29 protein-coding genes are annotated in these 26,453 nt (G+C 40.1%); 9 read left to right on the top strand and 20 right to left on the bottom strand.

Annotated features, from left to right (window positions below; all coding sequences use genetic code 11):
• Positions 1-6 precede the first annotated feature (6 nt).
• The 4 genes from CVT14_RS05345 (at position 7) to CVT14_RS05360 (ending at position 2,559) form a co-directional block, all read left to right on the top strand.
• Positions 7-1,011: a hypothetical protein gene (locus tag CVT14_RS05345; protein ID WP_021089561.1), complete on the top strand. Its 1,005-nt coding sequence runs from the start codon at positions 7-9 to the stop codon at positions 1,009-1,011.
• Positions 1,008-1,529 carry a membrane protein gene (locus CVT14_RS05350; protein WP_002941847.1) on the top strand — a complete coding sequence of 174 codons (522 nt, stop codon included), beginning with the start codon at positions 1,008-1,010 and terminating at the stop codon, positions 1,527-1,529. Before CVT14_RS05345 ends, CVT14_RS05350 begins: the two co-directional genes overlap by 4 nt.
• Positions 1,522-2,058, top strand: coding sequence for a hypothetical protein (locus CVT14_RS05355; protein ID WP_002942078.1), 537 nt, complete (start codon positions 1,522-1,524; stop codon positions 2,056-2,058). The genes CVT14_RS05350 and CVT14_RS05355 overlap by 8 nt, the downstream gene beginning before the upstream one ends.
• Positions 2,059-2,304: 246 nt before the next feature.
• Complete coding sequence (locus CVT14_RS05360; RefSeq protein WP_107849881.1) at positions 2,305-2,559, top strand: winged helix-turn-helix domain-containing protein; 255 nt, start codon at positions 2,305-2,307, stop codon at positions 2,557-2,559.
• 44 nt (positions 2,560-2,603) lie between these two features.
• Here the strand turns inward: CVT14_RS05360 and CVT14_RS05365 are convergent, their stop codons facing one another.
• The 4 genes from CVT14_RS05365 to CVT14_RS05380 are packed head-to-tail and all read right to left on the bottom strand — an operon-like array spanning position 2,604 to position 5,564.
• Positions 2,604-3,227, bottom strand: a complete 624-nt coding sequence (locus CVT14_RS05365) for a tetratricopeptide repeat protein (RefSeq protein WP_107849882.1) — start codon at positions 3,225-3,227, stop codon at positions 2,604-2,606.
• 12 nt (positions 3,228-3,239) lie between these two features.
• Entirely contained in the window at positions 3,240-3,899 is a 660-nt protein-coding gene (locus CVT14_RS05370; RefSeq protein WP_087582363.1) for a tetratricopeptide repeat protein, read from the bottom strand.
• Positions 3,900-3,909: 10 nt separating this feature from the next.
• Positions 3,910-5,250 (bottom strand): dihydrolipoyl dehydrogenase family protein, encoded by a 1,341-nt coding sequence (locus CVT14_RS05375; protein ID WP_107849883.1) that lies wholly within the window; start codon positions 5,248-5,250, stop codon positions 3,910-3,912.
• Positions 5,247-5,564 (bottom strand): hypothetical protein, encoded by a 318-nt coding sequence (locus tag CVT14_RS05380; RefSeq protein ID WP_012139947.1) that lies wholly within the window; start codon positions 5,562-5,564, stop codon positions 5,247-5,249. The genes CVT14_RS05375 and CVT14_RS05380 overlap by 4 nt, the downstream gene beginning before the upstream one ends.
• A 77-nt stretch (positions 5,565-5,641) precedes the next feature.
• Here CVT14_RS05380 and CVT14_RS05390 point away from each other — a divergent pair, with 77 nt between their 5' ends.
• Positions 5,642-6,193, top strand: a complete 552-nt coding sequence (locus CVT14_RS05390; protein ID WP_021089511.1) for a tetratricopeptide repeat protein — start codon at positions 5,642-5,644, stop codon at positions 6,191-6,193.
• A 406-nt stretch (positions 6,194-6,599) separates the two neighbouring features.
• On the opposite strand, the gene prfB is transcribed toward CVT14_RS05390, so the two are convergent.
• Positions 6,600-7,700, bottom strand: a complete 1,101-nt coding sequence (gene prfB / locus CVT14_RS05400) for a peptide chain release factor 2 (protein WP_021089507.1) — start codon at positions 7,698-7,700, stop codon at positions 6,600-6,602.
• Between the two features lie 120 nt (positions 7,701-7,820).
• Between prfB and panC the strand changes: the two genes are divergently transcribed.
• Genes panC through tilS form a run of 3 tightly spaced genes read left to right on the top strand, consistent with a single transcriptional unit; the run spans position 7,821 to position 10,944 of the window.
• Positions 7,821-8,642: a pantoate--beta-alanine ligase gene (gene panC, locus CVT14_RS05405; RefSeq protein WP_107849885.1), complete on the top strand. Its 822-nt coding sequence runs from the start codon at positions 7,821-7,823 to the stop codon at positions 8,640-8,642.
• Between the two features lie 2 nt (positions 8,643-8,644).
• Positions 8,645-9,955, top strand: a complete 1,311-nt coding sequence (gene rimO, locus CVT14_RS05410) for a 30S ribosomal protein S12 methylthiotransferase RimO (protein ID WP_107849886.1) — start codon at positions 8,645-8,647, stop codon at positions 9,953-9,955.
• On the top strand, positions 9,952-10,944 hold the full coding sequence (tilS, locus tag CVT14_RS05415) for a tRNA lysidine(34) synthetase TilS (RefSeq protein WP_107849887.1): 993 nt from the start codon (positions 9,952-9,954) through the stop codon (positions 10,942-10,944). Before rimO ends, tilS begins: the two co-directional genes overlap by 4 nt.
• A gap of 34 nt (positions 10,945-10,978) precedes the next feature.
• On the opposite strand, the gene CVT14_RS10965 is transcribed toward tilS, so the two are convergent.
• The 6 genes from CVT14_RS10965 to gmhB form a co-directional block, all read right to left on the bottom strand.
• A complete protein-coding gene (locus tag CVT14_RS10965) occupies positions 10,979-11,107 on the bottom strand; it encodes a hypothetical protein (protein ID WP_021089606.1) in 129 nt (42 codons plus the stop codon).
• Between the two features lie 1,054 nt (positions 11,108-12,161).
• A complete protein-coding gene (locus CVT14_RS05420; protein ID WP_009294047.1) occupies positions 12,162-12,557 on the bottom strand; it encodes an SseB family protein in 396 nt (131 codons plus the stop codon).
• 1 nt (position 12,558) lies between these two features.
• Positions 12,559-13,128: a D-sedoheptulose 7-phosphate isomerase gene (gene gmhA, locus CVT14_RS05425; RefSeq protein ID WP_021089569.1), complete on the bottom strand. Its 570-nt coding sequence runs from the start codon at positions 13,126-13,128 to the stop codon at positions 12,559-12,561.
• Positions 13,103-14,521, bottom strand: coding sequence for a D-glycero-beta-D-manno-heptose-7-phosphate kinase (gene rfaE1, locus CVT14_RS05430; RefSeq protein WP_021089562.1), 1,419 nt, complete (start codon positions 14,519-14,521; stop codon positions 13,103-13,105). The genes gmhA and rfaE1 overlap by 26 nt, the downstream gene beginning before the upstream one ends.
• The gene (gene rfaD, locus CVT14_RS05435) at positions 14,514-15,503 is read right to left on the bottom strand and encodes an ADP-glyceromanno-heptose 6-epimerase (RefSeq protein ID WP_021089610.1); all 990 of its coding nucleotides are present in this window, start codon (positions 15,501-15,503) and stop codon (positions 14,514-14,516) included. The genes rfaE1 and rfaD overlap by 8 nt, the downstream gene beginning before the upstream one ends.
• A complete protein-coding gene (gene gmhB / locus CVT14_RS05440) occupies positions 15,500-16,072 on the bottom strand; it encodes a D-glycero-beta-D-manno-heptose 1,7-bisphosphate 7-phosphatase (protein WP_413784377.1) in 573 nt (190 codons plus the stop codon). The genes rfaD and gmhB overlap by 4 nt, the downstream gene beginning before the upstream one ends.
• A gap of 35 nt (positions 16,073-16,107) precedes the next feature.
• Between gmhB and CVT14_RS05445 the strand changes: the two genes are divergently transcribed.
• Positions 16,108-16,410 carry a c-type cytochrome gene (locus CVT14_RS05445; RefSeq protein WP_009294052.1) on the top strand — a complete coding sequence of 101 codons (303 nt, stop codon included), beginning with the start codon at positions 16,108-16,110 and terminating at the stop codon, positions 16,408-16,410.
• Between the two features lie 118 nt (positions 16,411-16,528).
• On the opposite strand, the gene CVT14_RS10835 is transcribed toward CVT14_RS05445, so the two are convergent.
• From CVT14_RS10835 to lptE, 9 genes are all read right to left on the bottom strand, one after another.
• The gene (locus tag CVT14_RS10835) at positions 16,529-17,125 is read right to left on the bottom strand and encodes a hypothetical protein (RefSeq protein WP_021089574.1); all 597 of its coding nucleotides are present in this window, start codon (positions 17,123-17,125) and stop codon (positions 16,529-16,531) included.
• A gap of 126 nt (positions 17,126-17,251) precedes the next feature.
• Complete coding sequence (gene epsC / locus CVT14_RS05455) at positions 17,252-17,803, bottom strand: serine O-acetyltransferase EpsC (protein ID WP_009294053.1); 552 nt, start codon at positions 17,801-17,803, stop codon at positions 17,252-17,254.
• Between the two features lie 4 nt (positions 17,804-17,807).
• Positions 17,808-18,713 (bottom strand): cysteine synthase A, encoded by a 906-nt coding sequence (cysK, locus tag CVT14_RS05460; protein WP_012139961.1) that lies wholly within the window; start codon positions 18,711-18,713, stop codon positions 17,808-17,810.
• Between the two features lie 93 nt (positions 18,714-18,806).
• Entirely contained in the window at positions 18,807-19,475 is a 669-nt protein-coding gene (locus tag CVT14_RS05465) for an endonuclease III domain-containing protein (protein ID WP_021089563.1), read from the bottom strand.
• Positions 19,472-20,236, bottom strand: coding sequence for an ATP-binding protein (locus tag CVT14_RS05470; protein WP_021089571.1), 765 nt, complete (start codon positions 20,234-20,236; stop codon positions 19,472-19,474). Before CVT14_RS05470 ends, CVT14_RS05465 begins: the two co-directional genes overlap by 4 nt.
• On the bottom strand, positions 20,233-23,178 hold the full coding sequence (gene mfd / locus CVT14_RS05475; RefSeq protein ID WP_021089594.1) for a transcription-repair coupling factor: 2,946 nt from the start codon (positions 23,176-23,178) through the stop codon (positions 20,233-20,235). Before mfd ends, CVT14_RS05470 begins: the two co-directional genes overlap by 4 nt.
• Positions 23,159-24,361, bottom strand: a complete 1,203-nt coding sequence (locus tag CVT14_RS05480) for a Mur ligase family protein (protein WP_021089568.1) — start codon at positions 24,359-24,361, stop codon at positions 23,159-23,161. The genes mfd and CVT14_RS05480 overlap by 20 nt, the downstream gene beginning before the upstream one ends.
• Positions 24,358-25,932 carry a GGDEF domain-containing protein gene (locus tag CVT14_RS05485; RefSeq protein WP_021089566.1) on the bottom strand — a complete coding sequence of 525 codons (1,575 nt, stop codon included), beginning with the start codon at positions 25,930-25,932 and terminating at the stop codon, positions 24,358-24,360. Before CVT14_RS05485 ends, CVT14_RS05480 begins: the two co-directional genes overlap by 4 nt.
• Positions 25,913-26,452: an LPS assembly lipoprotein LptE gene (gene lptE, locus CVT14_RS05490; RefSeq protein ID WP_021089555.1), complete on the bottom strand. Its 540-nt coding sequence runs from the start codon at positions 26,450-26,452 to the stop codon at positions 25,913-25,915. The genes CVT14_RS05485 and lptE overlap by 20 nt, the downstream gene beginning before the upstream one ends.
• Position 26,453: the final 1 nt, after the last annotated feature.

Here is a 26,453-nt window from a genome sequence, read left to right on the forward strand (position 1 = left end):
AGAGTTATGTCTTTTAGCATCAAAAAGCTTTTTTCAAACCTTTTCTTAAGCGCCGTGATCGAGGGTAATGAGTGCGTTTTTTACGGTCAGGTCTTTAGAAATGGCAAGCTTATAAAAACCATAAATGCTAAATTTACAGACATAAGCATCGATAGTGTCGATGAAAAAGTTTTAAAATACATAGAAGAGCAAGAAAAGACCTATTTTGGCGTCTATGTTTCGCTCTTTTTTAATGACGACTCACAAGGTGCGCTGCCTACTGCTAACTTTGACGAGTATAAAAAATTTAACATCAACACGCAAAATTTAACCAGCCTTGTGATGCAAGATAGCTGGAGCATATATGCAAATTTAAACGCTATAAGAAGATATAAAAACCTCTTTGGGCAAGGTAGTGTCGATCTTATCTACTCGCCTATCGCCCTGCTCTTTCACGAGCTTTTAAAGCGTGGAATTTCGCCAAAAACCACGCTATATCTCTACATCCACTCGCACTCTTTTGCGCTTGCGATATTTAAAGATAAGCAGATGAAGCTCTCTACGTTTTTAAATATGAGTGACGCTGAAGAGGGCAACGAAGAGATCGAAAGCCTAAAAGAAGAGGATATAACAGACATCGACAACCTTATCGTCAAAGAAGAAGATGGCGCAACGGCGCTTGATGATTTCAAGAGTTTGGATGATTTCTTAAGCGACGATAAGCCAAAAGAATTTGAAGATCTAAACTACGAGCTAAACATGCCAACTTCGACCAATGTCGAGAAGTCAGTAGCGATATTTGGGCGCGATATGAAGATGTTTGACTACATTGCAAAGGCCATGAAAGAATTTTATGAAAATCCGATCTACGGCGGCGATTTTATCGAGCAGATCATCGTTTTTGAAAATACAAAGACAAGCGCGACATTTTTACAATACCTGCAATCTGAGCTATTTGTAGAGACATCAAGCTATCCGATCAACACAAATCACATCATGAATGAGATCATGCAAGAAGAGATAACACTATGAAATTTAGCTTCATCACTCCAGAACCAAGACCGCTTCTCTCTATCTTTAGTAAGCTCTGGCTAAGCCTCATCGGCTTTGTCTTTGTGGTGCTTTTGGTGGCAAATTTCTTCATCGTTTATAAAAACTACTCAACCAAAAAAAATATAGAATTTCTAGCAAACGAGCAAAAAGAGCTTAGCCAAAAGATAGTTACCACGGATGAAATTTCAGCCAAACTTGCCGTGCAGATAGACTCTGCAAACGACATCTTTACGTCAAATTCCATCCTAAAGCAAAGCTTGCACAACCTTTTTGACCTTGTGCCTGATAGCATCACGCTTGAAGAGGTCTTTATGGATAAAAACTCACTCATCATCCGCGGCATAACGCCAACAAAGGATGTCTTTAACCAGCTCTTAGCCTCGCCGCTAAGGTCGATTTTCACCACGTCAAACACTAGCTTTTATCAGAGCAAAAACGGCTGGTACGGCTTTATAAGCACAAATAAGATTGATAATTCTGAGGGATATAATGAGTAAAAAAGATACGAGCTTAGAAAAAATCGACCCAGTAAAGCTTCTACTTTTTATATTTGCTTTTATCATAGTTTGCTTCATTATGATATTTGGCTTTATCGTGCCAAACATAAAAGAATTTAAAAGCCTCTCAAGACAAAACTACTCGCAAACCTCATCATATACGAAGGTAAAAAATGAATTTGAAGCTAAATTTAAAGCACTTGAAGCGACAAGACAAAAAGATGGTGCTATCATCTTGGCTTATGATACAGCTTTTGATAAGGATAAATTTATAAATTTCGCATCACAATTTTTTAGCGAAGTGAGCCTTAGCAAGATAGAAGAAGGCGAGAATAACGCAACTGAGAAGTTTTTTAGATACCGCCTAAATGTCACTAGCTCGCTTAAAACCCCACAAAAATTTTATGACTTTTTAGACGCACTTAGCAGCTATGACAGCATCATAAAAGCAGAATTTCCTATCGTCATGAAGGGCGAAAACGACAAGATCCACACAACCTTTAACATAAAAGTTTTTGGGTTGAAGTAACCAAATTTAATAAATTTCTCCACATAAAATTTAAAACTGCACCGCTTCTTAGCAAAGACATGGATATAAAAGACAGCTAGAGCCACCACCACTGTTGCAAGGTGCCAAACAAAGTTCTTACACGCAGGCGCTGGCACACAAAGCGAGGTTGCAAAACTATGTAAAGAGCTTCAAACCAAGATCATAATAGCGACAAAAGATATTTTTGAAAGCAGGATCAAATTTAAAGAAATTTACGAATACGATATGAAGAGTAAGCAGCTTTTTAAAAATGGCGAAGAGGTGCAGATGCCAAAAAATGAGGCAAAACTCTTCTTTTTGCTCGTGAGTAATATAGAAAAAGTGGTGAGTTACGAAGTGATAGAAAACTACGTCTGGAGCGAAAAATCGATGAGCAACGAAGCACTTAGAATGACTATCAAAAAGATAAGGGCAAAAACTGACGCCGACCTCATCAAAAACATCTCAGGTGTGGGATATAGACTTAGTGGATTAAACTAAATTTAACTTTGTGTAGCTTTTATAAATTTAAGCTACACAAATTCTTACTTTTTATCCACGCATTTGCCAAGTTGGCAGGCTCTTTTATAAAGTGCGTCCGCCTTTGTTTCATCGCCGCTTAGCTTCGCAAGCAAGAAGCAAGACTGCGCATACTCAAGCTCGCAGCTCTTTGCCAAAAGCCTTAGCACCCTAGCCTCGGCCTTAGTTCTATCTATCTTATGAGTTTTTAAATTTTCGCTTTCGATGTATGACTTTAGCCCCATAGCCTCGTTGTAGCAGCCAACGCCGTCGCCACTATCGCAAGCTAGTTTATAAAGCTTTAGAGCTTTTTCGATATCTTTTTGCTCATCGACTAGCCCTTGCTCGTAAATTTGACCCAAATTTGAGCAAGCAGTCGCAAGCCCAGCGTTGCAAGCCTTTTCATAGTAGCCTTTTGCCTTTACAAAGTCCTTTTCGTTGCTAAAATTTACAGCTAAGTTGTTGCAGTCGATGCTATTTCCACTCTCGCAGTTTTGCACCATCTTCTCTTTTTCAAGCTCAAGACGCTCCGCCCTAGCCTCCTCATCACTTTGCCAAAAGCCAAAGCTCACCATCTTTTGCCACGACCAGCAGCCACTTAGCATAAAGCTAGCAGCTACGATAAGCCCAAAATTTAAAACTTTTTTCACTTATTTTCCTGCTTACATGCCAAGCTTTGCGCCTAGTCTTTTCATCTGTGGGCACGCCTTGTTTAGACCGCGAAAACAAGCAACTTTGTAAATTCCATAAGCTCTTTTTTCGTCCTTGTTCATACCAAGTCCTAGCTCATACATCGCACCGATATTTGCGCAGCTTGGCAGATCTCCAGCGTTGCAAGCGTTTGTGTAGGCCTCCATCGCAAGATAGTAGTCTTGTTTTACGATCTCGCCCTTGCGGTAGGCATTGCCTAGATGATAGCAAGCTTGCACACCGCCACTGTTGCAGCTATCTTTGTAAATTTCTACCGCTTTTTTTGGATCTTTTTTTACGCCAAGACCGTTTTCATAGAGCGTGCCAAGGTTTGAGCAAGCAAGCTGCACCTTCGCATCGCAAGCCTTTTTGTAGTTTGCGTAAGCGTTGTCATACTCTTTCATAAGCTCAAAATTTACGCCCAAGTCGTTGCACGCTTCAGCATCGCCGCTCTCGCACTTTGGTGTTAAAAGATCGATAGCATTTTTTGAAATTTGCTCTTTGTTTTGCACCACTTTTTCGTCCTTTGGCTGCTGCCATGAGTCATCTTGCTTTGGCGTATCCCCTATGCCGATGACATTTAAGCAGCCTGTGAAAAATAGAGCAGTTAAAAGTAGTAGATATTTTTTCATTTTTGTCCTTTTAGTATTGTCCAAACAAGTCATTTAGGGCTTCGCTGATGCTTGGGTGAGTGAAAATTTGGTTTTTAAAGAAATTTGCATTTGCTTTTAAATTCATAGCGATCACGATCTCATTTATGATCTCATTTGCGTAGATGCAGTGAAAGCTCGCCCCCAAAATTTCGCCGCTACTTGCTTCAACGATCGCTTTTAGCATACCTACATCGTGATTTAGCACCTTTGCTCCTGGCACTGCCGCCATGCTAAGCTTTAGCTCCTTGAAATTTAGCCCAAGCTTGCTAGCTTCTTTTGCATTTACGCCAACTCTTGCTAGTGGAGTGTCGGTAAATAGCACATTTGCGTGGATGCTTCTGTTTTGTGTGGTGCGTTTTTTATCGCCAAAAATTTGCGAGAAAACTATCCTAAAATCATCCAAGCTAGTGTAGGTAAAAAGCTCTCCGCCGCGCACGTCGCCCACTGCGTAGATGTTTGACACATTTGTTTGAAGGCGCTCATTTGTCTTTATAAAGCCTTTTTCATTTAGCTCGATGCCAGCTGCTTTTAAATTTAGATCATCTAAATTTGCCACTCTGCCAAGCGCTACTAAGAACGCATCTGCCTTAATAATCCTATCTTCATTATCTTGTTTGAAATTTAGCGCATTGTCTTTTAGGCTCTCTATCTCGCAGCCCTCTAAAATTTCGACGCCTTGCACGTTTAGCGCATCTTTTACGCTTTTAGCTATATCTTCATCTTCGTTTTTTAGAAGTGGTGAGCGTCCGACGATGGTCACTTTTGAGCCAAAATTTGCAAACATCGATGCAAACTCGATGCCGATAAATCCACTGCCAACAATGACTATATGCTTTGGTAAATTTTTTAGATCAAGCAATGTTTTGCTTGAAAAAACGTTTGAATTTACTATCTCAAATGGCGCTTTTGCCTCTTTTGAACCAGTGTTTATGATGATAAATTCGCCCTCAACGACTTTTTGCTCGCCATTTGAGGTTGTAACTAGGATGCTATTTTTATCTTTAAACGAGCCAACACCATCGATCACATCGATATTTTCTTTATCATTTAGCATCGCGTAGTTTTTAGAATTTAAAGCTGAGATTAGCTTATTTTTGTTTTCGATACTAAGCGTGTAATACTCGTTTTCAACGCTATTGTCTGCATATATCGCCTCTTTTGCAGCTGTGATTAGGCGTTTTGTCGGTATGCAGCCCACGTTTATGCAAGTGCCTCCGTACATCTTTGGCGATCTCTCGATTAGCGCGACTTTCTTGCCAAGCGCGGCAGCCTTTACAGCTAGCGTCTTGCCAGCCTTACCAAATCCAATAATAACAATGTCATATTTCATTTAATTTTTCCTATTATGTAGTATGTAGTTTCGTTTATCTTTTTGATATCCATTTTGTATTTATTTGCCCAGCTTTTGATGATCTCATCAACCCGCTCTTTTATCTCTTTGACGGTTGCGACGTTTTTTATCTTTAGCCTATCCTCACTCCCGCTCATCGCTACAAAGCAAAGGTGTGGCTTTAGATGATCGTTTAGCTCAATCACACTCTTTGGCAAAAGGCCGTCAGTGTTATTTAAAATTCTACGCATATGCTCAGTGGTCGTTTCATCTATGTTGTAGCCAAGCTGTGTCAAAAGTGCGTTATGATCCATATCGTTCCTTTTTGCTTAAATTTGCGATCATTATAAGATAAAATTCGATAAAATCGCCTAAATTTTCAAGGACAAATATGAAAAAATTTATCATTTTTCTATTTAGCATTTTGCTATTTTGGGGCTGTTCAGCAGAGCAAATTTCGCAAAATTTAGGTCTTAGCGAGCCACCACTTGATCCTGAAGTAGAGCAGATAGCAGACGCCATCTACTTATATAACGAGGGCAACTACCAAAAAGCTTGCAAGAGATTTTATGACTACGCAAAAGATGGCAATGTCCTAGCCATGCAGCAAACTGGCGTTTGTTTTCGTGACGGCAAAGGCTTTAGCAAAGATATCTTAAGAGCACTTTTTTGGTTTGAGACAGCTGGCAGATACGGCAACATAGACGGGCTAAGAAGCGCTGGATATATCTACGAGTACGGTCTTGGGGTCAATAAAAATTTAGAAAAAGCGATATATTTTTATGAAAAAGCCACAAGCCTTGGCTCAAGTGAAGCTAGCTACGATCTAGGGCTTATCTATCTTGGTAAAAATGACTATAAAAAAGCTAGAATTTATCTTGATGAAGCTTGCTATCACGGCAAAGAAGAGGCCTGCACGAAGCTAAAAGAGATGAAATTTTAGCTCTTAATTAGTTTCAACAGAATTTAGAGCCGAATATCCGATCAAAATCACACTTGCTATCATAAGAACAGATACAAAAATTCCCATTTTTATCCTTTATTTCTTTAAATCTTTTATCTCTTTTAATATCTTTTTAGACTTTGCGTTGCCAAGTAATATCAAAATCAATAAAAGAGCTACACACATGCAAACACTATAAAATTCTAGCTTGTCGGCATAGTCCTTATAGTGAGTAAAAATCCAACTTATAAGACCAACCAAAATTGTAACAAAAATTCCGAGCCAAAATTTTAGCATGCCTAAGCGCTCTTTAGCTTCATCCAATTTTGGCATTCTCTTCCTTTTTATTTTTGAAGTGATTATAGCATTTAACGCATAAATTTAACAGCTAGCTATATTTTAGCTCCTACGCTTCAGCCTTTTGAGCGATCAAAACGCCCTCTATCATCTTTTTGATATCCCCATCAAGTATCGCATCAGTTTGTGAGTATGCCTCGCCGCTGCGGTTGTCTTTTACCTGCTGATATGGGAAAAGCACGTATGATCTTATCTGATGTCCCCAGCCGATCTCGCTCTTTTCGACGCTGTTGCTCGCCTCTTGCTGCTTCATCAGCTCAAGCTCGTAAAGGCGTGACTTTAGCATTTTCATCGCTGTGGCTCTGTTTTTGTGCTGGCTGCGGTCATTTTGGCACTGCACGACGATGCCAGTTGGTATGTGCGTGATGCGGATGGCTGATTCAGTCTTATTTACGTGCTGACCGCCTGCGCCACTAGCCCTATAAGTGTCTATCTTTAGATCTTTCTCTTCGATCTCGATCTCGATATCATCATCTACTTCAGGGCTTACCATAACGCTAGAAAAGCTTGTGTGGCGGCGTCCTGCGCTATCAAATGGGCTTGTGCGAACGAGCCTGTGGATGCCATTTTCTGCTTTGAAATATCCATAAGCATTTTCGCCTTTTACGATAAAGCTCACATCCTTTAGCCCCGCCTCTTCGCCCTCTTGAAAGTCCAGTGTCTCGACCTTAAAGCCCTCACGCTCGCAAAATCTAAGATACATCCTATAAAGCATGCTCGCCCAGTCGTTACTCTCAGTGCCGCCAGCTCCAGGATGGATCGATACGATCGCGTTTTTGCCGTCATCCTCGCCACTTAAAAGCATAGAAATTTCTAAATTTACTATCTTTTCATCTAAATTTTTAGCATCTTCAAATAAAGAATTTATAGTCTCCTCGTCATTTTCAGAATTTGCTAGCTCAAAGAGCTCTTTTGCGTCGCTAACTGCTTGGTGAGCGTCGCTAAATTTAGCAAGCATATTTGAAATTTTTGTCTTTTCTTTGTTTAGTGCCCCAGCTTTAGCGATATCTTGCCAAAAGTCAGGGTCTTGCTCGGTCGCCTCGATCTCTTTTAGTCTGGCTTTGATATCATCAGGCTTTACGATAGAGCCTATGTTTTCAACTTTTGTTTGTAGCTTCTTTAAAAGCTCGTTGTATTCGTAACTATCCAAGTTTTTCTCCATAAATTTTTGCCGATTTTAGCCAAAAGTTGCTTACATTTTTAAATTTACGCCCTTTTAATCCTTTTTTGTTACAATGCCAAGTTAAAATTTAGATAAAAAGAGTCAAATATGCAGATCATAAGAACTATAAAAGAGCTTGAAAATTTTGTCCAAAATGCAAGCGGCAAGATCGGTTTTGTGCCGACAATGGGCGCACTTCACGACGGACACGTTAGTCTCATCAAAAAATGCGTGAGCCAAAACGAGACAAGCATCGTCTCAACTTTTGTAAATCCAACTCAGTTTTTGCCAGGCGAAGATCTGGACAAATACCCAAGAAAAGAGCAAAGCGACATCCAAATTTGCGAGCAAAACGGCGTTAGCGCTATCTTTATCCCAGACTCTCACGAGCTTTACTTTGAAGATGAGCCTCTCATAGTCGCTCCAAAGAAGCTTTCGACCATCTTAGAGGGCAAAACTAGGCCTGGTCACTTTGATGGCGTTTTAAGAGTACTAAACAAGCTATTTCGCCTAACTCGTGCAAATAGCGTCTATATGGGCAAAAAAGACACACAACAACTAATCATCGTGCAAAATATGATAAAGACATTTTTCTTAAACATCGAGCTAGTGGCTTGCGATATCGTTAGAGAGCCAGACGGACTTGCGCTTTCAAGCAGAAACGTCTATATCTGCGACGAAGATAAATGCAACGCGCTAAGGCTTTCAAGGTCGCTAAATAAAGCGTTAAATTTGATCCAAAACGGCGAAGAAGACGCGAGTGAGATCAAGGCAAATATGCTTGAAGTTTTAGAGCCACTAAAGGTTGATTACGTCGCGGTTACGGATAGAAATTTAAATGAAATTTCAAAGGTAGAAAAAGGCAACACCATCATCTTAGTAGCCGCCTATGTTGGCAAAACTAGGCTAATAGACAACATCTGGATCTAAAAATGCCAAAACTTCATCTAATCTCGCTTGGTTGTAATAAAAATTTAGTTGATTCAGAGATCATGCTAGGACGCTTGCAAAACTACGATATCACGGACGATATCAGCGATGCAGATGTCATCATAGTAAATACTTGTGGCTTTATCAAATCCGCCAAAGAAGAGAGCATACAAACCATACTTGAGATGCACGAAGCACGTAAAAATGACTCTTTGCTAGTAGTGACTGGCTGTCTTATGCAGCGCTACAAAGATGAGTTAATCAAAGAACTACCAGAGGTCGATCTCTTTACTGGCGTGGCTGATTATGACAAGATCGATGAGATCATCTTGAAAAAACAAAATTTATTTAGTCCAGAAACTTATCTGCAAGCAAACGAAGAGCGTGTGATAACTGGCTCAAACTACCACGCCTACATCAAAATTTCAGAGGGCTGTAACCAAAAATGTAGCTTTTGCGCGATACCGACATTTAAGGGCAAACTAAAATCACGCTCGCTTGAAAACATCGTAAATGAGGTCAAAAATTTGGTTAAAAAAGACTACTACGACTTTAGCTTTTTATCCCAAGACTCAAGCTCATACATGCGCGATCATGGCGTTAGCGACGGGCTAATAAATTTAATAGACGAGATAGAAAAGATAGAAGGCGTAAGGAGTGCTAGGATACTTTACCTCTACCCAAGCACGACCAGTAGGGAGCTCATTTCGCGCATCATCGCTTCACCTATCTTTCACAACTACTTTGACATGCCCATCCAGCACATCAGCGAAAATATGCTAAAGATAATGAAGCGTGGAAGTGGTGCTAAAAAGATAAAAGAGCTTTTAAATTTGATGAGAAATGCCGAGAATTCATTCTTGCGAACTGGCGTCATTGTGGGACACCCAGGCGAGAGCGAGGAGGATTTTGAAGAGCTTTGCGAGTTTTTAGAAGAGTTTAAATTTGATAGAATTTCAGCCTTTGCCTACTCAAAAGAAGAGGACACAGCCTCTTTTGAAATGGAGCAAATCCCAGCCAAAATCATCTCAAAAAGGCTAAGCAAGATAGAAAAGATCACCAAAAAAGCGATAAATGAGAGCTTGCAAAAAGAGCTTGGCAAGCAAATTTACGCATCGCTTGAGGGCATTAGCAGTGAGGGCGAGATGTTTTACGCTGCCAAAAAAGATATCTGGGACAAAGATATAGACGGCGAAATTTTGATCAATGAAAGCGACGTAAAAGAGCTTGAGATCGGCTCGCTCTACCTTTGCGAGGTTAGCGACGTGGTTGATCAAAAACTAGTCGCTACCATCATCAAAAAAGCAAAATGATAAGCCAAAATGTGCTTGGTAGGCTAAGCTCAGGTGCTAACCTGCTAGCCTTCTCGCACGGCATCGATAGCACTGCACTTTTTTACATTCTACACGAAGCTGGGATCAAATTTGACCTAGCCATAGTCGATCACAACGTTAGAGAGCAGAGCAAATTTGAAATAGAAAGCGCCAAAGAGCTTGCCAGCAAATTTGGCAAAAAGATCTACGTAAAAAGTGTAAATTTAGCTGGTTCAAATTTTGAAAAAAATGCGCGTGAGGCGAGATATGAGTTTTTTGGTGAAATTTGCCAAAAATATGGCTATGAAAATTTGATCCTAGCGCATCAATTTGACGATAAATTTGAGTGGTTTTTGATGCAGCTTGGCAAGGGCGCTGGGCTAAAAGAGCTCTTTGGCATGAGCGAGCTTGAGAGGAGAGAGCACTTTTGGTTAGTTAGGCCGCTTTTAAATTTACGCAAAAAAGAGCTTCAAAACTACCTTGACGAGCGAGGTTTGCGCTATTTTGTCGATGAGACAAATTTAGATGGCAAGCTTAAAAGAAGCTTTGTTAGGCTAAATTTTAGCGAGCCATTTTTAAACGAGTATTTTAGCGGCGTGAAAAGAAGCTTTGAGTTTTTGGAGGCTGATAGGCAAATTTTGCTGCCAAATATCACAAAGATAGATGATGAAATTTTCATTATAAAAAATGATAGTAACGTGGTTCGAGGCATCGATATGGCGGCAAAAGAGCTAAATGTGCTTTTAAGCAAGGCTCAAAAAGATGAACTGAGCGCAAATTTAGCAAAGCAAACAAGTGTGGTGCTAAGTGGCAAGATCGCCGTTGGCTACGCTAATGAATTTGTTTTAGTGACACCATTTTGTAAAGCCGTAATGCCAAAAATATTTAAAGAAAAAGCTAGAATTTTAAAGCTCCCAGCGATAAATAGAGGCTATTTATTTGCAAAGGGCGTTCAAATAGAAAACCTTTCTAAATTTTTTAGCAAATAGAGCGTTTTAGTCTGTAAATTTGATCTACTAAAGGTTAATTTAAACTTTTTATCACCAAATTTTCTACAACAATCTTAACAAGTCTGCAAAAATTTAAAATTTCTATCTGCGAATTTGATCTACAAAGATCAAATTTAAAACTAAATTTTACTCCAACTCTCAAGCTAGAGCGCCCACAAACATTAATAATTAGAGTAAAACCGTGAATTTGATTTTAGTTATTTTATCTCTGAGATAAACTGCTTTTGCATTTAAATTTAGAGTATAAAGGCAACAAATTTGACCCACAAAAGAGTGAATTTTAAAGCTCAACCAGTAAATTTTACCTTTACGATATTTACACTAAAGCGTTAAGCCTGCAAAATTTAAAATTTCTATCGGTAAATTTATTTATTTTTAGTTTATTACAACTATTTTTTGGGCTTAATTTTAGCTATAAATTTAATCTGAAAAGTAAAATTTAAAGCCTTAAGCAGCAAATTTACTCAGGTTTTCAGGTAAATGTCCGCTTCAACCTTAGCAAATACAGCACTAGACCTGTAAATTTTCTATGCTGAAAGTCAAATTTAATCCATTAAGAGCCAAATTTAAAGCATCATCGAATAAATTTAATTTCACAGCTGTTTTAAAACAGCCCAAAAACTCATCTGCGATGTAAATTTCTCAAGCAAAAAACTATAAAATTTATGCACATATCTTTGCTGCAGGATAGCAACCAATCTTCAAAATTCAAAGCGCCCTTTTGGCTTTGAAAATCGTATATTAAATTTAATCTTACTACCAATAATAAAAGCGTAAATTTGATATATGAAACTAAGTTTTATAAACGAGATAATGAATTTTGCAGCTCATTAAATTTAAGCTCAGTTATAAATTTTAGTCTTAGCTTATGTGGTTATCAATCTCTCTAGTAAAAGCTAAAGTTACGTATCACTAGAGTGCTAAAATATAAATTTGAAATTTTCAGCCAATAAGCATTTAAAAATTAATAAATTTTTGTGGTTCATTAAATTTAAACCCTCATACAAATTTAGCCTCAACTCATCTCTAATATCAAATTTAATAAACGCGCTCAAAAAAGTTAAATTTATAAATCAGCGCCAGTCCCAGCAAAGCTAGCCCATAAAACAAAATCAAACAAGCCAGCAGTTTAAATTTACCTCATCAAAGCCATTTGCATAAAATAATACATAAAATTTTATAAATTTTATTACGCACTAAGCGAGGATTTTCTCTATCAGCTCTCTTTTTAGCACAAAGTCATAACTAAAAGCATCCACAACGACGCCAGCATAACTGCTCTCTTTTAGCATCGCAAGATACTCCTTTAGGCCTATCTCAATGCTCTCTTGCTCGCTGTCGTTTCGCCAAAGCTTCATCGCCTCTTTGCTAGTAAATGCCGGAAAATAGCTAAGCTTCTCGCCCTCATCTTCAAGCAGGATAAATTTGATATTTGAGCCCTCCTCCTCATAAACTACGCCGCCATCAGGCTTTGCAAGTGCTTGGTTTAAAAGCACTGGAGCAAAAAAAGTAGCCTTTTTTAAAGCCGATATCAAATTTATCTCATTTTTCTCGCTAGGATCACTTAAAAATTTATCCATCGCTTCTTGCATTTTAGCCCCTAAAAGCCTCATCTACAGCTTGGCAGATCGTGTGGATAAAAAAGATGTGTGACTCTTGAATTCTTGCTGTATCGCTTGAGCTAACGACTAAATTTAGATCGCAGCCCTCATTCATAGCGCCACCTCCTTTGCCACTAAGTCCAAGCACTGATACACCCATTTTCTTAGCACTTTTTATAGCCTCAAGGACATTTTTGCTGTTGCCACTTGTTGAGATCGCCACGAGCAAGTCACCAGGACGAGCTAAGGCCTCAAACTGACGTGAAAAAACGTAGTCAAAGCCGTAGTCGTTGCCAATGGCCGTAAGTGCCGAAGTGTCGGTAGTTAGCGCGATGCCAGGTAGTGGCTGACGCTCGCTTTTATATCTGCCAGTTAGCTCGGCTGCAAAGTGCTGTGCGTCCGCCGCAGAGCCGCCGTTGCCACATATCAGTACCTTTTTGCCATTTTTTAGCGTATCAGCCACCATCTGGCAAGCACGCTCCAAGCTGTCAAGTAAATTTACATGCTCGCTAAAGGTCTTTTGGTGAGCCTCGAGCTCATTTTTTATCATCGTTTTTAGCATCTTTTATCCTTTTTATTATCCCTGTTGTGCTTTTGCCCTCGACAAAGTCTATCAGCCTGACCTCTTTTACGATCTCGCTGCCAACGACCTCTTTGCCTTTATAGTCAGCCCCTTTTACAAGCACGTCAGGCTTTATCTTTGTTATCAAATTTAATGGCGTATCCTCATCAAATATCACGACATAATCAACAAATCCAAGCCCGCTTAGCACGCAGGCTCTATCATCTTGCGAGTTTATAGGCCTTGTTTCGCCTTTTAGCCTCTTAACTGAAGCGTCTGAGTTTAGCCCGACAACCAAAAGATCGCCAAGCTCTCTTGCACGGGCTAGGTATTTTACGTGTCCAGCGTGCAAGATATCAAAGCAGCCATTTGTGAAAACGACCTTTTTCTTGCCCTTTTGACTCAAAATTTCTTCTAGCTCCTCAACGCTTTTAAGCTTATGCTCGAAATTTGCCCCAAACGAGCTATTTAGCAGCTGCTCGATCTCGCTAAAGCTAGCCGTTGCGCTACCTATCTTTGCCACGACGACGGCTGCAGCGAGGTTTGCTATCTTTATCGCCTCTTTTATATCAGCTCCGTTTGCTAGCATGTAGCCAAGTGTGGCCAGCACCGTATCTCCAGCGCCAGTGACGTCAAAGACCTCTTTTGCTTTTGCCGCAAAGATGTGCAGCCTATCGTCATATAGCGCGATGCCCTCTTCTGAGATCGTGATGATCGAATAGGTCAAATTTAGCTCGTCTTTTAGCTGTTTTATCGCCTTTTCAAGCTCAGCCTTGTCTTTTATCTTTAAATTTGTAGCTTCGCTCGCCTCTTTTTTATTTGGCGTTAGAAGGGTTGCGTTTTTATACTTTGAATAGTCACTACCTTTTGGGTCAATGAGAACTGGTATTTTTAGCCTCGCGCACTCGCTTATGATCTCTTGGCAGACCTTTTCGCTAAGCACACCTTTGCCGTAGTCACTTAGCAAGACAGCCTTGAAATTTGCAAGGTTTTCTTTGACCTTTAAGACGAGCTCATCTTCTAAATTTATCTTTACAACGCTCTCTTTATCGATCCTGACAACTTGCTGATGAGATGCCATTATGCGGCTTTTTATCGAGCTTTCGCGCCCTTTTTCGGTGAGGATGAGCTCATCTTTTACATTTAGCTCAGCAAGTCTCTCTTTTATCTTTTTGCCAGCCTCGTCATCTCCTAAGACGCTAGCCACGCTCACATTTGCGCCAAGGGAGAGTAAATTTCTCACCACATTGCCAGCGCCACCAAGCGTGTAGGTTTCGTTATTTATCTTAACAACCTGCACTGGCGCTTCAGGCGAGATGCGCTCGCAGCTGCCCCAGATATAGTGGTCTAGCATGAGATCGCCGACGACTAAAATTTTAACTCTCTTAGCCATTTAACTCTTCCTTATAAATTCTCTTTATCTCTGGCAAGTAGTCTTTTATCGCCTCTTCCAAGCTCCAAGTCGCGCTAAAGCCAAATGCCTCACGAGCTGGGGCCACGTCGGCCTCTGTGTGAAATTGATAAGAGCCGATAAATGGGTTTTTGATATATTCGTTGCCTAAATTTACGCCGATCTCGCGTTGCAAGATGTCAGCGATATCTTGAAAGCTTCTAGCCTTGCCAGTAGCTGCGTTATAGACGCCACTTGGCGCGTCAAGCGCTTTTATATTTGCGTCAATGATATCTTTTATATAGACAAAGTCGCGTTTGATCTGGTCGCTGCCCTCAAAGAGCCTTGGAGTCTTGCCAGCTAAAATTTGCAGTCCAAACTGCAGCACCATCGAGGCGGTCTTGTTTTTGAAAAACTCGCCTTTGCCAAAAACGTTAAAATACCTCAACCCAACCACGCTCACGCCGCGCTTTGCGTAAATTTTATTGATATTATCCATGCTTAGCTTGCTAAAGCCATATACGTTATTTGGCGCTTCGCACTCGCCAACTGTTTGTGGGCTCTTTGCGTTGCCGTAAGTCGCCCCTGAGCTAGCATAAATCATCTTTGCACCCAAGTTCTCGCAGATATCAAGCAAATTTACAAAGGCATTTACATTTGTTTTTATTAGCTCGTCTTGCTCTTTTACGGTCGTGTCTGAGATCGCTGCCTCGTGGTAGATGACGTCTGGACGAAAGCTTTTTATCTTTTCAAGTGTGCTGCGATCGTTGATGTCACCAGCGTAAATTTCACCTTTAAAACCAAGTAAATTTTTAAAATGCCCAAAGCTTTTTAGGTTGCCATTGCTAAATGTTTCGTCGTTTCTAAATTTATCCACGACAAGCACGTGAGCATCTTTATAGTTTTCATCAAAATAATGCGCCAAAGCTGAGCCGATAAAACCAGCGCCGCCAGTTATAACTATCTTTTTTCCGTTTAAATTCATAGTGATTTTTCCTTTTTTAGCTTATTTAAAACATCTCTTACATCTTTAAAATTTATCCCATCAAGCAAGAAATTTCTACTCACACCTGCCCTTTTACCAGCCTCGACGTCGCTTGGTTTATCGCCTATCATGAGCGAGTTTTCAAGGTCGATGTTAAACTCTTTGCAAGCATCAAGTATCATTTTTGGATTTGGTTTTCTGCAGGTGCATTTTTGCTCTGGAGCGTGCGGACAAAAATAGACTTTGGTGATAAAAATTTGCTCTTTCTTAAAGCTTTCTAGCATAAATTTGTTTAGAGCGTCAAACTGCTCCTGCGTGTAGTAGCCCCTGCCGATGCCTGATTGATTTGTCACGACAAAGAGCTTGTAGCCAGCCTTGGCAAATTCTTTTAGAGCGTCAAAAATGCCATCAATAAATTTAAAGTCTTTGATCTCGCAAACGTATCCAGCGTCTTCATTTATGACGCCATCTCGGTCTAAAAAAAGTGCTTTGTTGGCTGTTTCTTTTATCATTTGGTGATTATAGCCAAAATATTTTAACCCGCCCCTTGCAAATTTACATTTTTGTATTATAATGCCGGCACGTTTTTTAAAAAGGATGACAAATGAAAAAACTACTAATCGTTTCAAGTGTTGCAGCACTACTTTCAACTGCTGCTTTCGCTGCAGATGGCGCTACTATCTATAAAAAATGCGTTGCCTGTCATGGCGCTAAAGCTGAAAAAGTTTTCAATAACAAAGTTCCAGCTTTAACATCACTTGATGCAGCAGCTATCGAAGCAGCTCTAAAAGGCTACAAAACAGGAGCAAATAAATTTGGTCTTGGTGCTATGATGAAGCCTATCGCTACTCCAATGAGCGATGAAGATGCAAAAGCAGTAGCTGAATACATCCAAACTTTAAAATAATCACAGGGGCGCTCGCCCCTTTTTTTCTACAAATTTAAACTCACACCAAATTTCAAAAGCTCTTTTGGCAGATAGTCATCTAAATTACCGATTTTGTCGTTATCTATCTCTATTAAATTTAGATCATATTTTTATAAAGCTCTATCTTTTTCTCTTTTCTTTTTAGATATGCCTCGTCATCTTCCAAGCCCCAAAACTCAACATAGACCTTACCTTTTGGTATGTAAAAATCACAATAGACATCCTCTTTTATCGGCACTCTTTTTTCATAAGCCATGCCCTCAGCAAAAAGCCAGTTTGCTATAACTAGCTCTGCCCTACTTCTTACATAGTGACCGTCGTTTGTTCGGTATTCAGCCTTAAATTTCTCTCTAAAGTCTTCTTTTTGCTCTTTTTTGCTAGATTTTTCGCCAGCTTTTGTAATCTCGTCTATGAAATTTTCATTACAAAGTAGCCTCTCATCCCACCTAACGCTTGCCCTGCCCATGTAGAAATTTTGCATGCCGCCATAGTATCTGCCAACATCTGTCACGTTGTAGCCGTTGTCACATTTTTTTATAAAGCCTAAATTTAACAAAACCTCATTTACATCTTTTGCGTTTTTGCCAAATTTCTTTGCTATCTCTTTTGCACTAAACGTATCAGCTATATTTCTTTGATTAAATTTTACGTAAGATTTTTGGCGCAGCTTTTGTCTGATAAATTTTGTTATCAAATTTACTAAAATGACAAATATTATGATAGGTAGCGCAAAGCTAAAAACACTGGTAACATTATGGATAGTAAATTTGCCGTATCAAAAATTTGCTTTTTTATGGTGCAGTGGGAGTAAATTTAAATTTTAAATGATAAATTCTGGCTCAAATTTTGTCCCATTTACCCTGACAACTCTTGCAGGTATGCCAACTACGGTTGCGTTTGCTGGGACGTTTTTTAGCACGACCGAGTTTGCGCCGATCTTGGCATTTTCACCGATCGTTATAGCACCAAGTATCTTTGAGCCAGCGGCGATAGTCACGCCATTTTTAATGGTCGGATGGCGCTTGCCACACTCTTTGCCAGTGCCGCCAAGTGTCACTTGATGATACATCATCACATCATCACCGACCTCAGCTGTCTCGCCGATAACCACGCCCATGCCGTGATCTATGAAAAATCTCCTGCCGATCTTAGCGCCCGGGTGGATCTCGATACCTGTTAGAAATCTTGCGATTTGCGAGATGAGTCTAGCTAGAAAAAACCACTTTTTCTCATATAAAAAATGAGAAATTTTGTGAAATAAAACCGCATGGATGCCAGGAGTGTTTATAAGTATCGCCAAAAAGCAACAACTATGCACCGATGGGTCTTTTTCACGGACGGTTTGAACTAGCTCTTTTAGACTCTCCCACATAATTTTACGCTCCGTAAAGCTCTGTACTTAGGTATCTCTCGCCGTTATCTGGAGCTATGAAAAGCACTTTTTTGCCAGCGCCAAGTCTTTTAGCCACTCTTTTTGCAGCCACGTAAGAAGCGCCGCCACTTATGCCTATCATCAAGCCATCGCTCTTTGCGATCGCTCTAGCTGCGTTTAGTGCGTCATCGTTGCTTACTTTTTCTACTTCGCTAACTAGGCTCATATCCATTGTATTTGGTAAAAATCCAGCTCCGATGCCTTGAATTTTATGTGGTCCTGGGTTGCCGCCACTTAAAACCGGTGATGCCTCAGGCTCTACTGCGATGATCTTAGTGTCATAGCCTTTTTCTTTTAGAACTTTTGCCACGCCGCTTATCGTGCCGCCTGTACCAACGCCTGCTACAAAGGCATCAAGCTTGCTAAAATCAGCCACGATCTCAGCAGCTGTTGTTAGCTCGTGAGCTTGTGGGTTGTACTTGTTTTCAAACTGGCTTAGCATTACGTGATTTGGCTGAGAAGCTAGCTCAGTAGCTTTTGCGATCGCTGCTTTCATACCGCCAGCTGCAGGAGTTAGCTCAAGATGAGCACCATAAGCAGCAACGATCTTGCGTCTTTCGATGCTCATGCTCTCAGGCATGCAAAGGATCACTTTAAAGCCAAGTGCAGCACCGCACATAGCTACGCCGATACCTGTATTGCCACTTGTTGGCTCAACGATAGTGTCGCCATGTTTTAGCGTGCCATCAGCTAGCATTTTTGTGATCATATTAAATGCGATCCTATCTTTTACAGAGCCGCCTGGATTAAAAAACTCTAATTTTACGTAAATTTCAGCCTCGTCAGCACCTGTTTTAACCTTTACGATAGGTGTATTACCGATCGTTTTTACGATGTTATCGTAGATCATCACTCCTCCTAAAATAAATTTCTCGTAAATTTAGCATAGAATTTAAAATAAAACATAAAAAGTCCTAATTTGCGCTAAATTTAAAATAAAAATTTAGTTTTTAATGCTATCAAGCACCTCTTGTCCGCTTTGGCTTAAAATTTTGCCTTTAAAATTCTCTTTGCAAAACTCCAAAATAAGCGCATGATAGAGCTTTAAAACCTCAGTTTCGTCAAATTTCTCACTATCAAGAAATTTATAAATTTCATCATAATCAAGCGAGCTAAACCACTCAGCCGCCTCGTCGTAGCTCTCAAAAATGTAGTCAAAATATGCCATTATCCTAAGCGCATAAGCATCAACAACCATGTAAGGCTTGCCGCAAGCATAAGCAAGTATTGCATCGCAAGTCTCAGCACCAACGCCTTTTACGCTTATGAGCCACTCACGGCTTGCGTTTTCTTTAAAATTATCAAAGCTCTCAAATTCATTTTTTATAGCTAGGCAAAGCGTCTTTAGCCGTTTTGCCTTTGTGTTGTAAAAGCCACTTGGCTTTATAAGTGTGGCAAGCTCGCTGTTTTCAAGCGTGCAAATGCCTTGCAAGCTATCTTTGCTGGCTTTTTTTAGATTGGCAAGAGCTTTTTCTACGTTTTTCCAGTTGGTATTTTGCACCAAAATAGCGCCCAAAATAACCTCAAAAGTGCCCTCGCCTGGCCATTTTAGCTCGTCCAAATTTCTACTTTTGTGATTTAGCAGAGCTAAAAACAGATCAGTTGATCTCATTTTAAATTTTCTTTAAAAGTTAGATAAAACTGCTTTGCTGTCCTGCCACTTCTGCTAGCTCTAAGGGTAGCGAAATTTTTAGCAAGCGTGTGAAGCTCATCTTTGTCACCAGTGTAGTCTTTAAAGTAAAAATCAACCATTTTTAGGTACTCATCGTAGTTGCCTTGATAAAAGCTGATCCAAAGACCAAAGCGGTCTGAGAGCGAAATTTTCTCCTGAGCTGCGTCGCTGTAGTGGATTTCTCCGTCTATTAGCTCTGAGTTTTCATTTTCACTTTTAAACTCGCTTATTAGGTGGCGGCGGTTTGATGTGGCGTATAAAAGGACGTTTTTAGGCGGCTTTTGGATAGAGCCATCCATGATAGGTTTTAGAAATTTATACTCATTGCTGCCATTTTCAAAGCTTAGATCGTCGCAGAAAATGATAAATTTAAACTCACTCTTTCTAATCTCATCGATGATGTCGCCAAGGTATTTTAGATCCTCGCAGCCGATCTCAATGATGCGAAGTCCCTCTTTATAAAATTTAGTAAAAACAGCCCTTACAAGGCTTGACTTGCCACATCCTCTCTCACCCCAAAGAAGCACGTGATTTGCCTCGTCGCCCGCTATAAAATTTCTAGTATTTTTTAGCAAAATTTCTTTTTGCTTCTCTAGTCCATAAAGTGAGTCGATATCGACAAAATCGATATCCTCAACCGGCTTTAACATCCCTTTTGTGCTTTTATAAATCGCTGCGTACTTCATACCCCAATCTATCATCTCTTATCCTTTCTTAGATAGACCAAAATTTCAGCCAAAACATCGTCATCGTCCTTGCTGCGTGACTTTAGCCTGATCTTCTCGTCATCATTTTTTGTTATTAGTATATTTTGCTCGCTATTTGAAATCGTCTTTATGCCAGCTTTTAGAGCTAAAATTTTGATGATGATAAGGTCTAAAAACTGCTTTGTAAATGTATCTATCTTGCCAAATCTATCCTCAAGCTCGCTTTGTATCTCATAGACTTCGGCTACCTCTTTACACTTGCTAAGGCGCCTGTAAATTTCAAGCCTTAGCCTATCTTCTCTTATAAATTCTTGATTTAAAAAGGCGCTCACACTAAGTTTTAGATCGATCTTGTCAAGCTTTGCGGAGTCTTGATTAAGAAGCTTGTTTATCTCATCTTCTAGCATCTTTAGATATAGCGAGTAGCCGATAGCCTCGATGTGACCGCTTTGCGCCTCGCCGATGATGTTACCACCACCTCTTATCTCAAGGTCATGATAAGCTAGCACTGAGCCAGCACCCAAAAATGAGTTGCCCTCAAGTGCGACAAGTCGTTTTAGGGCGTCTTTGCTAATGGCATCTTTATCCTCAACCAAAAAGTAGCAATAAGCCTGCTTGTCGCTTCTACCCACGCGACCACGCAGCTGATGCAGGTCAGCCATGCCAAATTTATTAGCATTTTCTACGATTATGGTGTTTGCATTTGGCAGGTGGATGCCGCTTTCAACGATGCTGGTGCAAAGTAGTAAGTCATACTCGCCCCGCTCAAATTTCATCATCTCATCTTCAGCGACTTTTGCATTTATCTTTGAGTGAAGGATCAAAATTCTAAGCTTTGGCAAAATTTTCTTTAGCTCATTTGCTGTCTGCTCGATGTCTGCGATGTGGTTGTGGATGTAAAAGGTCTGCCCACCGCGTCTTAACTCACGCATGATCGCCTCTTTGACGACCTTTTCGTCCCACTCTCTCACGCTTGTTCTCACATCCAGCCTCGAGCTTGGTGGAGTGGCTAAAATGCTATATGTTTTTATCTTGCTAAGCGCCATATTTAGGCTTCTTGGTATAGGCGTGGCGCTCATACTTAAGATGTGCGAGTGCTGAGAAATTTCTTTTAGCTGCTCTTTTTGCTTGACGCCAAATTTATGCTCTTCATCAACCACTATAAGCCCTAAATTTTCAGCCTTTACGCTAAGAAGTGCATGCGTACCCACGCAAACTATGGGCTCATTTTCTTTTAGCGCTTTTTGCAGGTTTGATTTCTCTTTGGCACTTGAGAAGCGATCCAGCCTAAAGACCTTTATGCCAAATTTGCTAAATCTCTGGCTTAACGTCTTGTAGTGCTGCGAACTAAGAAGCGTCGTTGGCACAAAGAAAAATGCGCTAAAGCCTGATTTTATGCAGGTAAATATGGCATTCATCGCAACTTCAGTCTTGCCAAAGCCAACGTCGCCACTAAGCAGCCTATCCATCACCTTGCCGCTTTTTAGCTCATCTTTTATATCATTTACCGCTTTTTGCTGATCATTCGTGTATGAAAATCCAGCGTCTTGGACGAAATTTAGATAAGAGATATCCTCATTTTTTAAAATTTTACCTGCGATTAGCTCCCTTTTTGCCGCCATCGCCACGATCTTTGAGGCGATCGCGAAGAGTTTTTCTCTAACCTTCTCTTTTATCTTGGCAAAATTTGCCTTGCCTAAGCGATCAAGCACCGCCATAGAGCCATTTTGCGCGATGTAGCGATCTATCAAATTTAGATGCTCAACCGGCAAAAGAAGCTTGTCGTCATTTTGGTAGGCAATAACCACAAATTCCTTTGTCGCGCCCAAAACCTTGATCTTTTCAAGCCCCAAAAATCTGCCTATACCATAATCTTCATGCACGACGTAGTCATTTACTTTTAGCTCATCGACCACGAGACTTGAGCGCTTAACTCGCCTTTTTTTCTCAAATTTATTTAGAGAGACTACGATCTTGTCGCTTGAGGTTAAATTTACTACAAGGGGCGAAATTTCAAGCTTGACATTTGCAAAGCCATCAAGTTCATAGCCCTTAAAAAGCCCTTCATTTCTTGAAAGAACGGTTATGCTTTTGCTCTTATTTAGCTCAAAAAAGTCAAAATTTAAAGTGACTTCTAAGTCTTTATAGACCTTTGGCTCAGGCAAAATTTCAATACCCTTAAATTTATCTTCAGGCGCATCATAAATTTCAAAATCGATCTTTTTAACAAGCTTTGAGTCAAATTCTTTTAAGTAGTCACTAAAGCTATCTATCGCCCAAAATCCAAGCGAATTTAGATCGCTCACAAGGGCGTCGCTTTGCATATCCTCGATCTTTTGGCTAACTTTTTCAAACTCATCTTTGCTCAAATTTGCGATAAATGGCACGATCTCGGCTTCGCTTAGCTCATTTTTGTTGCTAATTTGCGTGGCGGTGTTGTAGTTTCTGATGCTCTCCACCTCATCGCCAAAGAGTAAAATTCTAACAGGATCATCCATATTTACGCCATAAATATCGATCACTTCGCCGCGTATGCTAAACTCGCCAACGCTCTCAACGATATCGACGCACTCATAGCCAAATCGTATGAGTAAGTCGGCAAATTCACTTAAATTTATATTATCCTTTAGCTTGATCGTTGAGCTCTCTAAGTTTTTTTGCGTTGGAAGTGGGTTTAAAAGCGTACTAAATGGGCTTATGATGATCTTTTTGCCATCAAATTTATAGTATTTACTAAGAACGGATGAAATTTCAAAGAGCTCTTCGTTAAAGCTTCTTAGATCATCGCCCTTTTTAGCTCTAAAATCAGGTAATTTAAATGCGCTAAAGCCAGCAAAACTAGCCGCATCAGCGCAGAGTGCCGCCTCTTTGTCATCTTCGCAGATGAGAATTTGTGGGGCATGTGTTAAAAGATACTCATAGACCTTTGCTTGCATAGTACTCTTTTAAAAAGGCTTCGGCTAGGTGAAACGAGCCAAATGCTAGGTAAATTTTGCCGTTTTTTGCCTCTTTTATATCGTTCATATCGCTTGACTCAAACTCTCTATGAGAAATTTCAAGCTCGTTTAGCGCCTTGTTTATGAGCTCTCCGCCAAGCTCCCTGCCCTCGCAGTGGTAGTGATAAAGTAGCACGTCCTCAATGACTGGCTTTAGAGCTGCCAAAGCTGCCTTGAAATCTTTATCTAAAAACGAGTTATAAACTAGCGTTAGTTTTTTGCCGCCAACCTCTTCTTGGCTAAATTTCTTAGCCACAGCCTTTGCGCCAAGCTCGTTGTGACCGACATCAACGTATAAATTTGAAGCGATCTTTTCGCATCTGCCTCGAAGCGATAAAGCGCCAAGCTTTTTGATCTCTATGCTGTTATCTAAAATTTTAGCCGCGGCGTAGGCTAGAGTTAAATTTGAGCGCAAAAACTCTGGGAGATTAAATTTATCTGCGTAGTTTGCGATCTCGTTTAAATTTTCTTTGGCTAAAATTTCTTTTGGAAAGCTCAGAGTTGCGCCTTTTTCACTTGCGATCTCTTTTGCGATAGCCACACTTATCTCGTTCATCTCATCATTTAAAATAGCTCTTTTGCCCATAGCTTCAAATTTCGTGCGTGAAATTTCTTCTAAGCTATTGCCTAATATCGCCGTGTGGTCAAAGCCGATCGGAGTAAAGATGCTTAGCTCTTTTTCAAAGACATTTGTCGCATCCAGCACGCCGCCCATGCCAGCCTCGCAGACAAAGTAGTCGCAACCCTCAAAAAGCACCGCAGAAAGTAGCGTCATATACTCAAAATAGCTCGTTTTTATCTTGTACTCATCACTCAAAAGAGCTTGCAAACACTCATGAGCTACCTCTAAAATTTCATCGCTAGCGACCTCACCATTTAGCCAAAATCGCTCGTTAAATTTAAATATATGTGGGCTTGTGTAGTGGCCTACTTTTGCGCCATTTTGGCTTAAAATTTGCGCTAAAAAGCGGCCCGTGCTACCCTTGCCATTTGTACCGATGATGTGGATTATCTTAAAAGGCTTTAGATGGCCTTTGATCGTATCGTAAGCCCTTATGATCCTACCATAGTCGATCTCTTTGTAGTAAAGTGGCTTGCCGTCAAGAAATTTCGCTAGGCTCATTTTTCCTCGATTATCTTTGGCATGACTTGGTTTCTGCCGCCCTCTTTTGAAAGATAGAGCATCTTATCAGCACCCTCAAGCGTCATCGTGTCACTTAAATTTGCACTTCTTGTCGCCACACCAGAGCTAATGGTAACTTTGATGCGCTCGTTTTTATAGATAAATTTGAAATTTTCGATCATGCTTCTTAGCTTCTCGCCAAATCTAACACCATCTTTTAGGCTCGTACTTGGTAGCAAAATGACAAATTCCTCGCCACCATATCTACCGACAAAATCAACCTTTCTAGCATTTTTCTTAAGCACTTGAGCCACGGCTGAAAGGATAACGTCGCCAGCTTCGTGTCCGTAGGTGTCATTTATCTTTTTAAAGAAATCAATATCAACAAAGCAGATCGAATAGTCCGTGCCGTAACGTTTATAAGCCTCTTCGATACGCTGAATTTCACTCATCAAAGCTCTTTTTGTAGCCACTTTTGTTAAAAAGTCCTCTTTGCTCTCAAGCTTAGCAGCTTCAAGCTCTTTTTCTAGGCTAATAACCCTGTTTTGAAGCTCAGAAATGGTCGCTTGCTTGCTGTTCATCTCAAGGCCAAGCTCCTTACTCTCGATCTCCAAGGCACCCGCGATCTCGATAAGCATACTTTTTACATGATCGATGCTATTTGCATTTAAATTTACATTTTTAAGATCATTTTTGATGCTTTGCACCTTGGCTGAACTACTTTTAGAGCTAGCTGCGATATCTGAAATCCTCTCGCCTATGCTTTGCAAGATGTTGTTTAATGAGCCAACTTTTTCGATGATCTCGGTTCTATCTTCTTCGATCCTGCGATCGACAAAGGTTTTTATCTTATCTTGAAATTCTTTGCTATTTAGGCTTTGTGGATTTTGCTTCAAAACGCTTCTAATGGTGCTAAGCTCTTCGCCAAGCTCTTTTGTGATAGAAGGCTCAAGCGCAAAATTTAAAAGCTCCACTAAAGTGTTTTCTTCTGCATTTTCATTTTTTTGAGATAAGAATTTCTCAAGCTCAGCGCTCATGGTTTTTAGATCGTCAAAGTCTCTCACGCCGTAATATTTCAAAAAGTCCAAAAATTCAGTATCGTAAGAGCTTACAAAGTCAAACCATTTAAGGCACATCTCTTCAAGATTTTTCTCATCATATCTTCTAGCAAGTAGCTGCATGCCCTGTTCCGCTAGAGCTTTTGCATCTTTGTTGTGAAGCATAGAGATGGCTTGGAGGATTCTTCTTGCAAAGGCGTTTAGTGACTTTAACTTTTTATCATCGACCACTTGGGCTGTGCCATTTTTAGCACCATGAGAGAGCCTAGCGGTCATAAAAGCTACAAACTCATCAACCGTTTTTATATGAAGGCTTATAGCTTGCGCTTTATAGTCATCACCAAGCCTTGAGATATATTTTTCTATCTTTTTGCTCTCTTCGGTAGTAAAGCCATATTTTTTAGAAATTTCATTATAAACTTCGGTGTAATTTTCTGGCGTTAGCATCAAATGGCGATCTTTTATCTCGCTCAAGGCTTCCTTGACTATTTGACTAACGGTTACTGCTGCCATTTTTATATCCTTTTACAGCTAAATTTGCGATGTACTCATCAAATGCCTCTTTTGAGGCCTCTTTTATAGCTTCATACTTTTGAGTATCGCTAATGACGCTATCTGCGTATCTTACGCTCTTTTGACGTCTTGCCACGCTAAAATCATACTCGCCAGTAGCAGGTATATCTACGACACGACCATCTTTAAATTTGGTTTTATAGTTTAGAGTTAAAAGAGCTTTATACGATGTGATATAGCCATATTCATCATAGATAATTGCCTCATAATTTAAGCTTTTTACCGAAACTATTATCGAAGTATCAGCGCTATCTTTGCTTGATAGTGATTTATGCAGCCTTGCGACCATGCCCTCTTTTACTGCATCTTTTATCCAGACACTATTTTTTGGCTCTTCTTTGCTGATGATAACATCAACATAAACTCTATCTCCAACCAAATCCTGCAAGATCTTTGAAACTGGTTTATAGCCACATCCGCAGATAAATATAGCAATAAAAAACGCTAAAAAATATCTCAAA

It is taken from the genome of Campylobacter concisus (assembly GCF_003048445.1).
Classification (GTDB): domain Bacteria; phylum Campylobacterota; class Campylobacteria; order Campylobacterales; family Campylobacteraceae; genus Campylobacter_A; species Campylobacter_A concisus_BF.

Bases quoted from the DNA above. Each gene is read 5' to 3' on its own strand.
- epsC (WP_009294053.1), bottom strand. From the start codon at position 17,803: ATGTGGGAGAGTCTAAAAGAGCTAGTTCAAACCGTCCGTGAAAAAGAC.
- CVT14_RS05345 (WP_021089561.1), top strand. From the start codon at position 7: ATGTCTTTTAGCATCAAAAAGCTTTTTTCAAACCTTTTCTTAAGCGCC.
- CVT14_RS05350 (WP_002941847.1), top strand. From the start codon at position 1,008: ATGAAATTTAGCTTCATCACTCCAGAACCAAGACCGCTTCTCTCTATC.
- CVT14_RS05375 (WP_107849883.1), bottom strand. From the start codon at position 5,250: ATGAAATATGACATTGTTATTATTGGATTTGGTAAGGCTGGCAAGACG.
- tilS (WP_107849887.1), top strand. From the start codon at position 9,952: ATGATAAGCCAAAATGTGCTTGGTAGGCTAAGCTCAGGTGCTAACCTG.
- CVT14_RS05355 (WP_002942078.1), top strand. From the start codon at position 1,522: ATGAGTAAAAAAGATACGAGCTTAGAAAAAATCGACCCAGTAAAGCTT.
- CVT14_RS05485 (WP_021089566.1), bottom strand. From the start codon at position 25,932: ATGGCAGCAGTAACCGTTAGTCAAATAGTCAAGGAAGCCTTGAGCGAG.
- CVT14_RS05445 (WP_009294052.1), top strand. From the start codon at position 16,108: ATGAAAAAACTACTAATCGTTTCAAGTGTTGCAGCACTACTTTCAACT.
- CVT14_RS05480 (WP_021089568.1), bottom strand. From the start codon at position 24,361: ATGAGCCTAGCGAAATTTCTTGACGGCAAGCCACTTTACTACAAAGAG.
- rfaE1 (WP_021089562.1), bottom strand. From the start codon at position 14,521: ATGGCTAAGAGAGTTAAAATTTTAGTCGTCGGCGATCTCATGCTAGAC.
- CVT14_RS05390 (WP_021089511.1), top strand. From the start codon at position 5,642: ATGAAAAAATTTATCATTTTTCTATTTAGCATTTTGCTATTTTGGGGC.
- panC (WP_107849885.1), top strand. From the start codon at position 7,821: ATGCAGATCATAAGAACTATAAAAGAGCTTGAAAATTTTGTCCAAAAT.
- gmhA (WP_021089569.1), bottom strand. From the start codon at position 13,128: ATGCTAAAAACGATGATAAAAAATGAGCTCGAGGCTCACCAAAAGACC.
- CVT14_RS05420 (WP_009294047.1), bottom strand. From the start codon at position 12,557: ATGCAAGAAGCGATGGATAAATTTTTAAGTGATCCTAGCGAGAAAAAT.
- rimO (WP_107849886.1), top strand. From the start codon at position 8,645: ATGCCAAAACTTCATCTAATCTCGCTTGGTTGTAATAAAAATTTAGTT.
- CVT14_RS05370 (WP_087582363.1), bottom strand. From the start codon at position 3,899: ATGAAAAAATATCTACTACTTTTAACTGCTCTATTTTTCACAGGCTGC.
- CVT14_RS05470 (WP_021089571.1), bottom strand. From the start codon at position 20,236: ATGATAGATTGGGGTATGAAGTACGCAGCGATTTATAAAAGCACAAAA.
- CVT14_RS05360 (WP_107849881.1), top strand. From the start codon at position 2,305: ATGAAGAGTAAGCAGCTTTTTAAAAATGGCGAAGAGGTGCAGATGCCA.
- mfd (WP_021089594.1), bottom strand. From the start codon at position 23,178: ATGCAAGCAAAGGTCTATGAGTATCTTTTAACACATGCCCCACAAATT.
- CVT14_RS05465 (WP_021089563.1), bottom strand. From the start codon at position 19,475: ATGAGATCAACTGATCTGTTTTTAGCTCTGCTAAATCACAAAAGTAGA.
- rfaD (WP_021089610.1), bottom strand. From the start codon at position 15,503: ATGAATTTAAACGGAAAAAAGATAGTTATAACTGGCGGCGCTGGTTTT.
- cysK (WP_012139961.1), bottom strand. From the start codon at position 18,713: ATGATCTACGATAACATCGTAAAAACGATCGGTAATACACCTATCGTA.
- CVT14_RS05380 (WP_012139947.1), bottom strand. From the start codon at position 5,564: ATGGATCATAACGCACTTTTGACACAGCTTGGCTACAACATAGATGAA.